The sequence below is a fragment of the Jingyaoa shaoxingensis genome (assembly GCF_014385005.1).
Lineage (GTDB): Bacteria > Bacillota > Clostridia > Lachnospirales > Lachnospiraceae > Marvinbryantia > Marvinbryantia shaoxingensis.
Map to the genome: position 1 here is coordinate 1 of NZ_JACRSZ010000014.1, position 14061 is coordinate 14061.

General features: G+C 45.4%; 9 protein-coding genes. 2 read left to right on the forward strand and 7 right to left on the reverse strand.

All coding sequences use genetic code 11. From position 1 onward, the window contains the following. Positions 1 to 251 precede the first annotated feature (251 nt). Both H8716_RS12730 and H8716_RS12735 read right to left on the reverse strand, forming a co-directional pair. On the reverse strand, positions 252 to 776 hold the full coding sequence (locus tag H8716_RS12730) for an ECF transporter S component (protein ID WP_249309358.1): 525 nt from the start codon (positions 774 to 776) through the stop codon (positions 252 to 254). Between the two features lie 109 nt (positions 777 to 885). After that, entirely contained in the window at positions 886 to 1479 is a 594-nt protein-coding gene (locus H8716_RS12735) for an HD domain-containing protein (RefSeq protein WP_249309359.1), read from the reverse strand. 519 nt (positions 1480 to 1998) lie between these two features. On the opposite strand from H8716_RS12735, the gene H8716_RS12740 reads away from it, so the two are divergent. Then, positions 1999 to 3285, forward strand: coding sequence for an O-acetylhomoserine aminocarboxypropyltransferase/cysteine synthase family protein (locus tag H8716_RS12740; RefSeq protein ID WP_249309360.1), 1287 nt, complete (start codon positions 1999 to 2001; stop codon positions 3283 to 3285). Positions 3286 to 3319: 34 nt separating this feature from the next. On the opposite strand, the gene H8716_RS12745 is transcribed toward H8716_RS12740, so the two are convergent. Then, positions 3320 to 4075, reverse strand: coding sequence for a LytR/AlgR family response regulator transcription factor (locus tag H8716_RS12745; protein WP_249309361.1), 756 nt, complete (start codon positions 4073 to 4075; stop codon positions 3320 to 3322). A 231-nt stretch (positions 4076 to 4306) separates the two neighbouring features. On the opposite strand from H8716_RS12745, the gene H8716_RS12750 reads away from it, so the two are divergent. Continuing rightward, positions 4307 to 5956 (forward strand): putative manganese-dependent inorganic diphosphatase, encoded by a 1650-nt coding sequence (locus H8716_RS12750; RefSeq protein WP_249309363.1) that lies wholly within the window; start codon positions 4307 to 4309, stop codon positions 5954 to 5956. Positions 5957 to 6013: 57 nt separating this feature from the next. Here the strand turns inward: H8716_RS12750 and H8716_RS12755 are convergent, their stop codons facing one another. The 4 genes from H8716_RS12755 to H8716_RS12770 all read right to left on the reverse strand — a co-directional run bounded on the left by H8716_RS12755 (position 6014) and on the right by H8716_RS12770 (position 14061). Then, positions 6014 to 8245 (reverse strand): alpha-galactosidase, encoded by a 2232-nt coding sequence (locus tag H8716_RS12755; protein ID WP_249309365.1) that lies wholly within the window; start codon positions 8243 to 8245, stop codon positions 6014 to 6016. A 4-nt stretch (positions 8246 to 8249) separates the two neighbouring features. Next, the gene (locus H8716_RS12760) at positions 8250 to 9935 is read right to left on the reverse strand and encodes a glycoside hydrolase family 13 protein (protein ID WP_249309367.1); all 1686 of its coding nucleotides are present in this window, start codon (positions 9933 to 9935) and stop codon (positions 8250 to 8252) included. A gap of 99 nt (positions 9936 to 10034) precedes the next feature. Beyond that, complete coding sequence (locus H8716_RS12765; protein ID WP_249309369.1) at positions 10035 to 13208, reverse strand: alpha-mannosidase; 3174 nt, start codon at positions 13206 to 13208, stop codon at positions 10035 to 10037. Positions 13209 to 13218: 10 nt separating this feature from the next. After that, positions 13219 to 14061, reverse strand: a complete 843-nt coding sequence (locus tag H8716_RS12770; protein ID WP_249309371.1) for a carbohydrate ABC transporter permease — start codon at positions 14059 to 14061, stop codon at positions 13219 to 13221.

The window sequence follows — 14061 nt, forward strand, 5'->3', positions numbered from 1 at the left end:
AATAAATCCCTTAATTTCTGTGAGTTCCTATTCATGCGATTTCCTCCTTGTAAATAGATGTTTTCTAATTACAAGGGCCGCTTTAGCTACTGAGAACTTTGAGAAGTAGCTAAAGCGGCTGCATTTTATGACTGATTTGTCAATAGTTTATTAAAAAAAATCCCACACCACATTTCTGTGATGTGAGATTTTCTTAACTTAATGCCATTGAGTATAACCTTCGGTCTTTTCTCTCTGACTGTATTCTGTTATCAGTTTTCCAGATTCAGTACTTTCACCACGTTGGCTTTTTCCAGCACCAGTCCAATTGCGTAAAATATTACCATACCAATGACGCCTTCCAATGTCAGTCCCGGCACCTGTGTCCATCCGGTATAGATACTGCCATTCATGATGGCTCCTGCTGCAAAGTATCCAAAGATCATAATGACAATGCCTGCCACTGATCCGAGAAATGTTCTGACAGATACCATGTGAAGATTGTTTCCTTTTTTATATGCAATTGCTCCGATCGCAAATCCCATAATGCTTTTGATAATCAGTGTCGGAATGATCCACTGTGCATATCCGGTAAGCATATCTGCCAGTGCGGATCCGATGCCGCCTGCCAGCAGCCCTGTAACTGGTCCGAACAATGCCGCTACCAGAAGTATGCAGGTATTTCCCAGATGCATATATCCCAGTGGAATCGGGATCTGAATTGCCATGGTTGCAATACAGACTAATGCAATTGAAAGTGCATTGACAGTAACATTTTTTGCTGTATTCTTTTTCATAATGCCTCTCCTTCCGGTCAGCTCTGGCTGACCCTGTGCAGTTCTTTTTGCATTCGCTTTATAATAGAAGAAATAACATTATTTTTAAAGAACCAGTTTCTTATTTTTTTCAAATGTCAGTTTTTTTCTCTGGTCTGTTATCGCCTTCCTCTGCGATCTTCCTTTTACTGTCTTCTCTTACCTGATCACGGAGCTGGGTAAGATATTCGGAAAATGTCACTTTGTCATTGCCATAGGTCATCTGAAGATCATATTCCAGAGGAATCCAGGTGCTGAGGTCGGATTCGTTATGAGAAATCAATGCTTCCAGATTGTCCAGTGCCTTGTATATGCGTGCTTCCAGTGTCTGCCGTTCTTCCATCTCATGATACAGTGCTGTCATCTCGGATGCAAACGGCTCCGGTAGTAAGCCGGTCCACTCATATAGTAATTCTGCTTCCTGTTTTTCATTCGCCTGGGTCTTTTCAAAGCTTGGTATATCCCCGGTGAATGCTTCGCCCAGATCATGAATCAGACACATCTTGAATAATTTCTCCAGATTAGCCTCAGGGAATTCATCACTCACCCAGTATGCCATCAGGGTCATACGCCAGGAATGTTCTGCCACACTCTCATGTCTGCCACCGGATGTATAGCAGTGCCTGGTGGCATCCTTCAATCTTTCTGCCACTGCAAGATTCTGTATCAAAGTTTTTGGATTCATAATTGCTTCTCCTTCATGTGTTTCTTCTGTATATTTTAACACATAAAAGGAGCCCGATCGATTCTTTTTTCTCTCGACCGGGCTCTTAATGAATTTCCTGTAATTTCATTGTCTACACCTTCAACTTTCATTGTCTGTGAATTTGGTACCTTATGTTCCTTTTGGACTATACCTCCTGTCTTAGTATTTTTCTTCTGTGTCCATTCGTTATGGATCTCTGCCTTTCATCTTCATCATCTTCCTTCAGATATTCTTCTTATTCTGTAAGGTTCCCATTGGCTAAAGATTCTTATCTCATTGGACTGTACCTCTTTCTTGGATTTTCTTTTTTATTTGTCTTTTCTTTTGATAATTGTATAATATCATAATATTTTTTATTTGTCAACTTTATTTCTGATCTTTTTTATATTTTCATCAAATTGTCAGAATAGTTAGTTTATCATACTTTTTCTGCTTATTGAAAAGGCATTGGCAAGATGGTACGATAGATATAACATTTTTTTATTTAAGGAGATTATTATGAACGATTACAGAATGGGTACCAAATGTGTCCAGGCAGGATATACCCCTGGCAACGGTGAACCGAGACAGATCCCGATTGTACAGTCTACAACTTTCAAGTACAGCACCAGCGAAGATATGGGTAAGCTTTTTGACCTGGAGGCTTCCGGATACTTTTATTCCAGACTCCAGAACCCTACCAATGACCATGTTGCAGCCAAGATCGCCGCTATGGAAGGTGGTACTGCTGCCATGCTCACATCTTCCGGACAGGCTGCCAACTTCTTTGCATTGTTTAATATTTGTGAATGCGGAGATCACATCGTAGCATCTTCTTCTATCTATGGTGGAACTTTTAATCTGATTGCCGTCACTTTGAAAAAGATGGGAATCTCTGCTACATTTGTTTCTCCTGATGCTACAGAAGAGGAACTGAATGCCGCATTCCAGCCAAATACTAAGTTGATGTTTGGTGAGACCATTGCCAATCCTGCTCTTACTGTTCTGGATATTGAGTTATTTGCCAGAGTTGCCCATGCACATGGCGTTCCGCTGATCGTGGACAATACCTTCCCGACTCCGGTAAACTGCCGTCCTTTTGAATGGGGTGCCGATATCGTGACTCATTCCACTACCAAATATATGGATGGCCATGGAGCTGCTCTGGGCGGAGCTATCGTAGACAGCGGACGCTTTGACTGGATGGCTTATGCAGATAAGTATCCGGGACTGTGCACGCCGGATGAGAGCTATCATGGTATCACTTATGCTGAGAAATTCGGCAAAGAAGGTGCTTTCATTACCAAATGTACCTCACAGCTGATGCGTGATCTGGGCTGTATGCAGTCTCCACAGAATGCATTTATCCTGAATCTTGGTCTGGAATCTCTTCATGTCCGTATGCCAAAACACGTGGAAAACGGACAGGCTGTAGCTGAATTCCTGGAAGCGCATCCAAAGGTTGCTTATGTGAATTATTCAGGACTTCCATCCAGCAAATATTACGCCCGCGCCCAGAAGTATCTGCCAAATGGGGGCTGCGGTGTCGTATCTTTCGGACTAAAGGGTGGACGTGAAGCGGCTTCTGTATTTATGCAGAATCTGAAGCTGGGTGCCATTGAGACACATGTGGCTGATGCCCGTACCTGCTGCCTGAATCCTGCCACCTCCACACACCGCCAGATGACAGATGAACAGCTGATTGAAGCAGGTGTACCTGCCGAACTGATCCGCATCAGTCTGGGACTGGAAGACAAAGAGGATCTGATTGCAGATATCTCCAACGCTCTGGATGCAATCAAATAAACAGGACACAAAAAGGAAGAGGATCACTGCGCTGTCAGATGACAGACAGATCTCTCTTCCTTTTCCATTCTTCTTTTTGTTCATTATGACTCAAAAAATAATTGTGATACCTATCAATGATGTTTTTTCTTCCACGCACACGAATCGGTACTGTGGTATCATCGGCCAGAATAAAATCATCCTGTGCATCACGAATATAATCCATGTTCACAAGATAACTCTGATGACAATGCAGGAATCTGTTGTCTCCAATTCGTTTCTTCAGATCTCCCAGCTTCTCCTGCGTAATAATCTCGGTGCCATCCTTCATATGGAGTGTCACCATATGGCGGTCACTGTCAATATACATAATATCATCTATGTATGGATAACGGTACTGGCGCTTGCTTTTGACTGCTATCCGTCTCTTGCTGTCATCCTTCAGAAGTCTGGCTGTCAGTTCCTTGATCTTCTCTGCATCGTAGGGCTTCAGCAGATAGCCGGATGCCTGTACTTCATAACTCTCTATGGCAAAATCCGGAGACGCAGTTAAAAATACAATCGGTCCTTTTCGTTTCATTTCTCTTAACCTTCTGGCGGTCTCCATGCCATTCATATTCTTCATAAAAATATCCAGAAATAACAGGTCCGCTTCCAGAAGACCTTCTTCCACATCTGTAATCAGTGCTTCACCTGATTCGTATTCAATAACTGAGATCTCCTCTCCCATTTCTTCAAAATATAACGTTAATAACTCTTTCAGAATCTGCCGTTCCAATTCCACATCATCACATAGGACAATTCTCTTCATCTAAGATCCTCTTATTGCTCATTTGTTGCTTTTGTCTTTTTTATAGTCTACATTTTAACATGACAGGTTTTTTCCCGCAAGTTCAAAAAGCCGGACGGTCAAAATAATTTCTGATGCTTATGAAATAATTTTGTGTCAATTTTGTCCACATTTTGGTAAACTATCTCTATAGACCATTCCTGTTACAGAGCAGACAGGATTCTGAATTTATGTTGTATGGGAGGATATTTCATGAAAAAGAAAAACCCTGTCTATATCACCGGGCACCGGCATCCGGATACAGATTCCATTGCTTCTTCCATTGCCTATGCATTTTTTAAGAAATCTATGGGAATTCCGACGATTCCATGCCGCCTGGGTTCTCTGAATGCAGAGACCAGTTATCTGCTGGATCGTTTTGGTTTTGAAGCCCCGATGCTGCTGCAGGATGCCCGGATGAAGTTGTCCGAGATCGAGATGGATTCACCGGTATCCATTACTCCGGATACTACTATTTATGAGACTTTGCAGATCATGCAGCAAAACAACCGCGCCTACTGCGGCGTGGTAGATGAGGAGAAGCATCTGCTGGGAATGGTCACAAAGTCCGATGTAGCTGTCGTTGGTCTGGATGACACAGCCAGATCCATTGATATTCTGGCGCATACTTCCTCTGAAAATATCCGTAAGACATTAAACGGCCAGATTCTCTATGACGACGCTGACGCTGTGATCAACGGTAAAGTAAGCATCATTGCCATGACTATGCCGGAACGTCTGGACCGCTATGATGTGGAAAAACGAATTGTCATCGTAGGTGCCGATACCATGGCACAGAAGAAGTGTATCCAGCTCGGTGCCGGCATGCTGATCATTGTATGGGCTGATAAGGTGGATGAAAGTGTCATTGAAGAGGCAAAGGCACACCATTGTCCGATTATTCTTTCCGGTCATGGTACTATGAATACGTCACGTTACCTGTATTTTGCCCCGTCTGTGGAGCGAATTATGAAACGCAATCCTATATTCTTCCACAATCATGAGCTTGCGGAGGACGTCGGTGTCAAAATGCTCCGCAATCGTTACCGCGCTTATCCTGTAGTAGATCAGAATGATCAGCTGGTGGGCTATATCTCCAGATACCACATCATGGATGCCCCGAAGCGGAAGCTGATTCTGGTGGACCACAATGAATTTTCCCAGTCTGTGAATGCCATCGAAAAATCCCAGGTTCTGGAAGTTATTGACCATCACCGGATTAACGATTTTTCCACTTCGCAGCCGGTAGCATTCCGTAATGAGATTGTAGGATCTACTGCTACAATTGTGGCAACCATCTTCCGGGAAAACCAGATCCCGATCCCGCCAAATCTGGCAGGCCTTTTGCTTGGGGCGGTGCTGTCTGATACCATGGACTTCCATTCTCCGACTACAACGGAGAAAGATATCAGTACTGCCAATATTCTGGCGGCTATTGCTGATCTGGATATTGAGGAGTTTGCTCAGGAGATGTTCTCCATTACTTCCAACCAGGATAAGGTCAGCTTCCCGGATATGATCAATCAGGATCTGAAGATCTATGATATCCATTCCTGTAAGTTGTCCATATCTCAGGTAATTGTGCCATCTGCCAGAGATACCCAGAGAGATGCCAAAGAGATCACAGCCGCTCTGGACCGTTTTGCCCAGAAAAAATATATCGATCTGGCTGTGCTGGTCTTCACCAGTATCCTGGAAAATGGATCTGTGATCTATGCCGGTGGAACCCGTGCTCCGTGGGCAGCGGAAGCTTTTCCAAATGCAGATGGACGAGAACATTCTTTCCAGGAGAATCTGCTTTCCAGAAAACAGCAGATTCTCCCGGCACTCACTTCTGTAATTAGCGAATATATCGGCGGATAAACCAATGGGGACGTATAAAAGTGGCTTTGAAAGCCACTTTTATACGTCCCCGGATAGCTATGCTTCCAGTAAAATGATGCGGGATACGCCCTCGCCCTGTGGCTGCTCTGACCACCGGACACCACAGGCCCAGTCTGACACATCCAGACCGATCTGCATCAGTTCATCACCATAAGCACTATATGTTCTGTCACTGATATGATACTGCATATCTTCTGACAACCCTTCCAGTTTTATTCTCTGATATCCCACATTGACAGGCTGATGAAGCCGGTAATATGCCAGCAGTGCCTGTTTTTTATCCTGGGATACTACCATCCATGCCGCATCCTGTACCTGATCTGCATTCTTCCGGAATGGACTCTTTAACCGATAAAATATACCATTATGAATCAGCCGTCGATATTTTTTCATAAACCGAATCTGTTCTTTTACTTCATTCTGTTCTTCTGAATTTAGGGTATTCAGATCCAGTTCATATCCAAAGGTTCCAAAGTACGCCACATCTCCACGCATCTTCAGAGGCAGACTGCGGAAGGTCTGATGATTGGGGCATGCTGATACGTGACTTCCGATGGAGCTTAACGGATAGACATAGGAACTGCCATACTGAATGAGTACCCGCTGGGATGCATCGGTATCATCTGATGCCCACGCCTGCGGTGCATAATGCAGCATTCCCGGATCAAAACGTCCGCCGCCGCTGGCACAGGATTCAAACAGAACCTGTGGAAACTTCTGAATCAACCGTTCATACAGCCGGTAAATCCCCAGAATCTGTCTGTGATAAATGGTTCCCTGCTGCAGAGGATCGGTTCCTCTGGAATACAGATCGGAAATACTGCGGTTCATATCCCACTTCACATAGGAGATCGGACCGGATGAAAGAATGGCTTCCATCTTATCTCCGATGTAATCCACCACTTCTTCTTTGGAAAAATCCAGTACATACTGATGTCTGCCGCTGCAAATATGGCGGTCAGGGCTTCCGAGAATCCAGTCAGGATGCTCTCGGAACAGATCACTGTCTCGACTGGCCATCTCCGGTTCAAACCACAGTCCAAACAGCATTCCCATATCCTGGATCTTCTGTGCCAGTCCTGCTATGCCGGAAGGCAGCTTGTCCGGATTTACATCCCAGTCTCCCAGCGAACTGGTATCATCGTTCCTCTTGCCAAACCATCCATCATCCAGAACAAACAGTTCAATCCCCAGTTCCCTGGCTTTTTCTGCAATGGACAGGATCTTTTCTTCATCAAAGTTCATGTAAGTGGCTTCCCAGTTATTAATCAGAATTGGGCGCTCACGATCTCTCCAGTACCCTCTGGCAAGCCTTTCCCGGTAAAGTGTGTGATATGTCTGACTCATTCCGTTCAGTCCCTGATCTGACCAGACTAATATGGCTTCCGGTGTCTGAAATCCTTCCCCCGGTGCCAGTGGCCAGGAAAAACCTGTTGGATGAATCCCCATCATCACCCTTGTGGTTCCCATGGTATCGACCTCTGTCTGTCCCAGGAAGTTGCCACTGTATACCAGGCTGAATCCGTAGACTTCGCCCTTCTTTTCTCCCGCATCCAGGCGTTTTAATGCAAGGAACGGATTGAACTGGTGGCTGCTGTGTCCTCTCAGGCTGTGAATATCCTGTATTCCCTGATGCAGCGGCTGTATCTGTGGATGCCGTTCTCTTAAGGATGCTCCTGACAGATAAAACATTTCATAATCGCAGTCTGGAAAATCCACACTGACACTCATGGCTTTTTCCAGATTCACACTCTGTTCCCCTTCATTCTGAATCCATGCATTCCGGGCAATCACCGGGAAATCTCTGAAAATCGTATAGGAAAGCACCAGTTTCAGGCCTTTTACCGTATCCTTCAGTACAACCTTCAGAGTCTCTGCCTCCTGATCCTCTTCCACATAAACCGCAGGAAGTCCGTCAAGCTTCGGTTTGCCCTGCTGCACTTCCACATGATCGTAAAGGAACTCTGTTACACGGCTGCCATCTGCACACCGGATCTCTACTGCCGGGTATCGCATGTCTCCGGTTCCAAACCCCGGATATTCTTGCTTTAGATGCTCCATGGAAAAGGTTGTCTCTCCGTCAAATACACATGGTGCCATATCTCGATGTCCCAGTTCCACCAGATGATCATATTCTGTGCAGTCATGAAGTCTTCTGCCAAAATAGATCTGACCAAGCTGCCCGTTTCGCAGCACTTTCATGATATAGCTGATGTTCTGATTTTGAAGATGAAAAATTCCCTCTTTTTCATTGATTAAAATACTCATCCTGTTAAGACTCCTTTTCCATTTTCCAGATTACGCCCTCATATGGACGAAGCATATCCACACTGTGACCGGATGGATAATTTCCGAGTACCTGCCTCCAATTAGCTTTTCCCTGTGCCTCTGTCTGCTGTCTCAGCTTCAGCGTATTTGTAGACTGTTCTTTTTCACTGAAATTACAGAGAATCAGATACGTCTCTTCTCCCATTGTCCGAAAATACGCCAGTAGCTGCTTATGTTCTTTCCCGATCATCCGGTAGCTGCCCCGTAAAACTGCCGGTGCAGACTTTCGAAATGCCAACAGCTGCTGATAAAAAGTAAAGACAGAATCTGTACGCCCGGTCTGTTCCTCTGCATTCAGATACGTATAGTTCGTATTTACCGGAAGCCACGGTGTGCCATGGGTAAATCCGGCATTTTCTTCTGTATCCCACTGCATTGGTGTCCTGGAATTGTCCCTTCCGGCACAGTTCACATACTTCAGCATTTCTTCCGGGGAGACCTCCCCTGCATTCACATAGAACTGATAAGCATTTTTGCTCTCCACATCCTGCAATTCATCAATGGAAGAAGCATGGTAATTGGTCATCCCCAGTTCCTGTCCCTGGTAGATATATGGGGTTCCCTTCATCATATACAGTGCAATCGCCAGCATCTTTGCAGACAATTCCCGATATTCTTCTCTGTCATCTGCAAATGTGGATACCGATCTTGCATAGTCATGATTCTCCACAAACAGACTGTTCCACGCCTTTCCTTCCAGATCTGTCTGCCAGCGGTCCAGGATCTCTTTTACCCTGAGAAAATCCGGTTTCTGGTCTGTCCATTTTCCCAGAGGTCCCTTTGCCTGCTCCACATGTTCAAACTGAAACATCATGTTCAGTTCCTTTCTGTCAAATCCGGCATAGAGACAGGCTTCTCTGGTATCCACTCCAACACCTTCTCCTACCGTCATCCAGTCAAAGTTCTGAATCACTTCCCGGTTCATCTCCTGCAGGAACTCATGTACTCTCGGACCGTTTATATACATGGAAGATCCATCACCGAACTGTTCATGCTCTCCCACCGGTCCATCTGCATAAGACTGATCCTTGGAGATCATAGAAATGACGTCCATGCGGAATCCATCGATTCCTTTCTTTCCCCACCAGTTCATCATTTTGTATACATCCCTGCGGACAGCTTCGTTTTCCCAGTTCAGATCTGGCTGCTTCACTGTATAGATGTGCAGGTAATATTGTCCTCTTTTTTCATCATAAGTCCAGGCACTTCCCTGAAAACGTGATTTCCAGTTATTTGGTCTGTCCTTCCAGATATAATAGTCATCATAAGATGTCTCTTCTGCCGAACTGCTTTTCCGGAACCATGGATGTTCATCTGATGTATGATTCACAACCAGGTCCATAATCAGCTTCATGCCATGCTCATGCACCTCCTGCAGCAGCCGGTCAAAGTCTTCCATCGTTCCAAAATCAGGATGAATATCCTGATAATCACTGATATCGTATCCATTGTCCGCATTTGGGGACTTGTAAACCGGACACAGCCAGATCACGTCCACACCCAGATTTTTCAGATAATCCAAATGCATCCGGATCCCATTGATATCACCGATTCCGTCTCCGTTACTGTCCTGAAAGCTCCTTGGATAGATCTGGTACACTACTGCATCTTTCCACCATTCCTGTTTCATCTTTTCTCCTTCCCGCATTTGAAGCCCCTTCTTCTTATGCCTTTTTCTTCTCAGACAAGGATAGCAGAGGGTGTTCCTCTGCTATCTGTTATTTATTCTCTATGCCTGATGTAAACGATAGGTCTTAATCTCATATGGTTTGATGCTGTCTTCCAGTACTCCATTCTCAAATGACACTTTAGCCAGCGGACGTTCCATCAGATCACATTCGATTACTTCTGAGACTGGCAGATTCACTGCAATGTGGATCTTCGATCTCTTATTTTTATTCTCGTAAATACGGAGAATATATCCGTCACCATCCTCGGCACGTTTGATGGTCTCGAAGAAACAGTGATCCTCTGCTATGGCTATCATGGAACTCTCTGTGCGGATATCTGCCCCTTCCACTATACTGGTATGCAGCGGTATGTTCAGGTCATATGCCATCTCTATGGTTCTTGCATCCTGCCATCTTTCTGCATGCGGATAGATCGCATAAGTGAATTCATGATGACCGATATCTGCATTTTCATTTGGATACACGCCAGACTTGATCAGGGTCAGACCCATCTCGCCGTCCCGCACACTGTGTCCGTACTTGCAGTCATTTAACAGGCTGATTCCCAGTCCCTGCTCTGAAAGATCTGACCATTTATGGGCACATACCTCAAATTTGGCAGTATCCCAGCTCTGGTTGTGCGTCGTCTCACGTTCCACATTACCAAACTGGATCTCATAGGATGCCTTCGTACTGTTCACATCTACCAGAAACAGTGTCCGAAGCAGTACATGATGATCCTGCCAGTCTGCGGATGTTTTAAAGTCGATACGCGGCAATTCCGGATACAAAATCACATCCTGATCGACAATGGAATCTGCAAACCTTCTGCGGATCCGCACTACGGTCCGCACCGGTCCTGCTTCCATCAGTTCCGGCGCAGATACTTCATCTGCCTCATAGGGTTTCTTCTTATAGAACATATCCAGATCCCAGTTATCCCAGTTCATTGGACGGTCTTCGTAAGTCACAAGCCGGTTGCCTGTGGTTCCTTCTTTGATAAATTCATGTTCTGTTTCTTTTTCTACCAGTGAGGTGATCCTCATCTGATCATCAAACTGCACACGGTAATATGCATTTTCAAAACTGCCGTCCCAGATCTTCTTCTGTTCTGCGTCCGGTTCTCCCATCACCGGTACAAAAGACTTGTATCCTACTGACGGTATTGCCTGTGCGAAGAACAGCAGATCTCCATTGGCTGCATACTGAACCGGAGACAGATTACCTTCTGCATCCACCATGGCTGTGACATGCCGATTCCAGCCTTTCACTTTTTCTGCATCTATGCACACCACATCGTCTCTGTCGTATCCCTGTGTGTTATACACAAAAATCGTCGTTTCTTCCCCATTTTGTGTATCTTCCCCATGAATCTTTTCTGCGATACCATCCGTAAGCTGACTCAGTGCACGCATACCGTCCTGTCGGATCTGCACGTATTCCACATCTGTCTGGTCATATACCGCTTCAATGGCACTTCCAGGAATAATATCATGGAAATGATTCAGTAAAATGATATCCCATCCAGATTTCAGAATTTCTGCCGGATATTCCTGCCCGTATGCTTCTCCCATAACCCCCAGCGTCTCAAGCTGTTCATAGAGGATCTCACTCTTACGGTTATTACGTTTGTTCTTTCCCATGGAGGTCAATGTCCCCCGATGGTATTCAAAGTACAGCTCGCCATTCCATTCCGGCATATCCGGTCTGGATGCAATCTCTTCATGTATCCGGTCAAAAAATACACGCTCCGGTTCCTGCACCAGCCTTGGAATCCCCGGCATGCCGTATTTCAGACGTTCTGCCTCTTCCAGCATCTCTCTGGTCGGACCACCGCCGCCGTCCCCGAATCCAAACAGCATCAGTGTATTTTCTGTCAGGTCACGGTTCTGGAAACGCTTGAACGTCCCCAGTGTCATATTTGGATTCACAATGCCGGTGTATGTGGTGGTATTTCTGGTGTCGGTAAAGGAAATATTCAGTCCAAGGGTCTTATCAAAGTCACAGGTCGTCGGCATGAAAACAAAGACATCACTGCCATCGATTCCCTTCCAGATAAAGGTATCATTTGGAAGCTGATTAAACTGATTCCATGCGATCTTAGTCGTCAGAAAATATGGTACACCACTTTTTTTCAGGATTTGCGGAATGGCTGCAGAATATCCGAATACATCAGGCAGCCAAAGGCATTTGCTCGGAATGCCAAATTCTTCCATGAAGAACTGTTCGCCCTTCATCACCTGTCTGACCAGAGATTCTCCTGCCGGGAGGTTACAGTCAGATTCCAGCCACATGGCTCCGTCTGTCTCCCATCGTCCTTCCCGGATCTTTTCTCTGATCTTCTCATATAATTCCGGCTCCTGTTCTTTTACAAACTGGTACAGAATCGGCTGACTGGACATGAAACGGTAATTCGGATACTGATCCATCAGTTCCAGCACCGTGGAGAAACTGCGTACTGCTTTTTCTCTTGTCACACCAACGGTCCACAGCCATGCAATATCAATATGCGTATGACCGATGGCACTGACTACCGGTGCATTTTCATCTACTTTTGTATAAAATTCTTCTTTCAGAATGTCTCTCATCCTGTGAAGAGAAGCGTAATATCTTTCCGTATATGGCTGGCGCAGGTCAAGAATATCTGCCGCCGGAGCCAGTCGGGTGAGAATTCTTCTGTAATTCTCGTAATCACTGTTTTTTAATAAACGGGCGGTCTGTACCGGAACCAGAAAATCATAATATGCCTGCTCGGTTTCCCAGTCTACGGTAATCAGATCCGTGCGGATAATCAAATCACCCGGCACACTTCCGGTAAATACCAGAAATGCAATGTCTATACAGGTGCCTGCCTTTGCCTTTTCTTCCAGCAATACCTGACGATGGTTCACATCAATGCCCTGTACCGGTCTGCCATTCACATAAAAAAGCATCTGTGGATTGGTGGCATCCCACTGTCCTTCTCTTCCGGTGATAAAACGGAATTCCACACGTTTTCCACCCATCTCTTCCGGGATCTGTACCCTGGTACGATACCAGCGATATTCACACAGCTCTGACCACGGTTCGCTGATGCAGCACGGTGTCCACCCTTCTGTATCACAGATGGCACCGTCTTCCTGTTTTCCTTCTTTTCTCAGGTAGTCTGTTACCGGAATCTGACCGGATATCCGCAGCAGATCCAGGTCTGCTGCCAGACGCTCCATTCTCTCTACTTCAAACTGAATACTCATTCGCTGCTCCTTATCCTTTGACGGAACCGGCTGTCAGGCCCTCGATCATATACTTCTGGCAGAAACCAAAGAGGATCATGGTCGGAATCAGTGACATAATCGTACCTGCCGCCATCTCTCCCCATTTAATATCGTATTTCAGGATCAGGGCGTTCAATCCTACCGGTATGGTTTTGTATTTGTCCACATCAATAAACATGACTGCCATGAACAGTTCATTCCAGGAGTTGATAAATGCAAAAATAAAGGTAGATGCCAGACCTGGTTTGATCACCGGGACTACTACGCGGAACAGAGAGGACAAATATCCACATCCGTCAATCCATGCGGCTTCTTCCAGTGAAGTCGGAACTGCATCATAGAATCCTGCCAGTGTTACCACTGAAAAAGGTATCATCATGTTGGTGTATAACAACGCCAGTGTGGTACGTCTGTTCAGCATACCTGCGGAAGCCAGCATCTGGTACAGCGGAGCCAGCATGATGAAGGTCGGGAACATCTGAGTTACCAGAAAAAACATCATCACCAAATTCTTGTGTTTCAGATGGAAACGGCTGATGACGTATGCGGAAAGAACCGCAATCAGTACTGCACAGGTTGCTGCAATTGCTGAAACAAACAGTGAGTTCAGCATATAAGTGCCGAAGCTTCCTTTCCAGAGCATGGATGCGTAGTTTACAAAGGATACCGGATTCGGAAGATATTTTACCGGGAAGGCATAGATCTCACCCTGGGATCCCTTTAAGGATGTAAGCAGCATCCATACAAACGGAAACATGACGATAACCAGAAACAGTGCAAGTACAATAAATTTCAGAACACTGTAAATACTTCTTTTATGTTTTGCTGTCAT

Excerpts from the sequence above, each read along its gene's own strand:
- H8716_RS12730 (WP_249309358.1), bottom strand. The coding sequence starts at position 776 with ATGAAAAAGAATACAGCAAAAAATGTTACTGTCAATGCACTTTCAATT.
- H8716_RS12735 (WP_249309359.1), bottom strand. The coding sequence starts at position 1,479 with ATGAATCCAAAAACTTTGATACAGAATCTTGCAGTGGCAGAAAGATTG.
- H8716_RS12740 (WP_249309360.1), top strand. The coding sequence starts at position 1,999 with ATGAACGATTACAGAATGGGTACCAAATGTGTCCAGGCAGGATATACC.
- H8716_RS12745 (WP_249309361.1), bottom strand. The coding sequence starts at position 4,075 with ATGAAGAGAATTGTCCTATGTGATGATGTGGAATTGGAACGGCAGATT.
- H8716_RS12750 (WP_249309363.1), top strand. The coding sequence starts at position 4,307 with ATGAAAAAGAAAAACCCTGTCTATATCACCGGGCACCGGCATCCGGAT.
- H8716_RS12755 (WP_249309365.1), bottom strand. The coding sequence starts at position 8,245 with ATGAGTATTTTAATCAATGAAAAAGAGGGAATTTTTCATCTTCAAAAT.
- H8716_RS12760 (WP_249309367.1), bottom strand. The coding sequence starts at position 9,935 with ATGAAACAGGAATGGTGGAAAGATGCAGTAGTGTACCAGATCTATCCA.
- H8716_RS12765 (WP_249309369.1), bottom strand. The coding sequence starts at position 13,208 with ATGAGTATTCAGTTTGAAGTAGAGAGAATGGAGCGTCTGGCAGCAGAC.
- H8716_RS12770 (WP_249309371.1), bottom strand. The coding sequence starts at position 14,061 with ATGACAGCAAAACATAAAAGAAGTATTTACAGTGTTCTGAAATTTATT.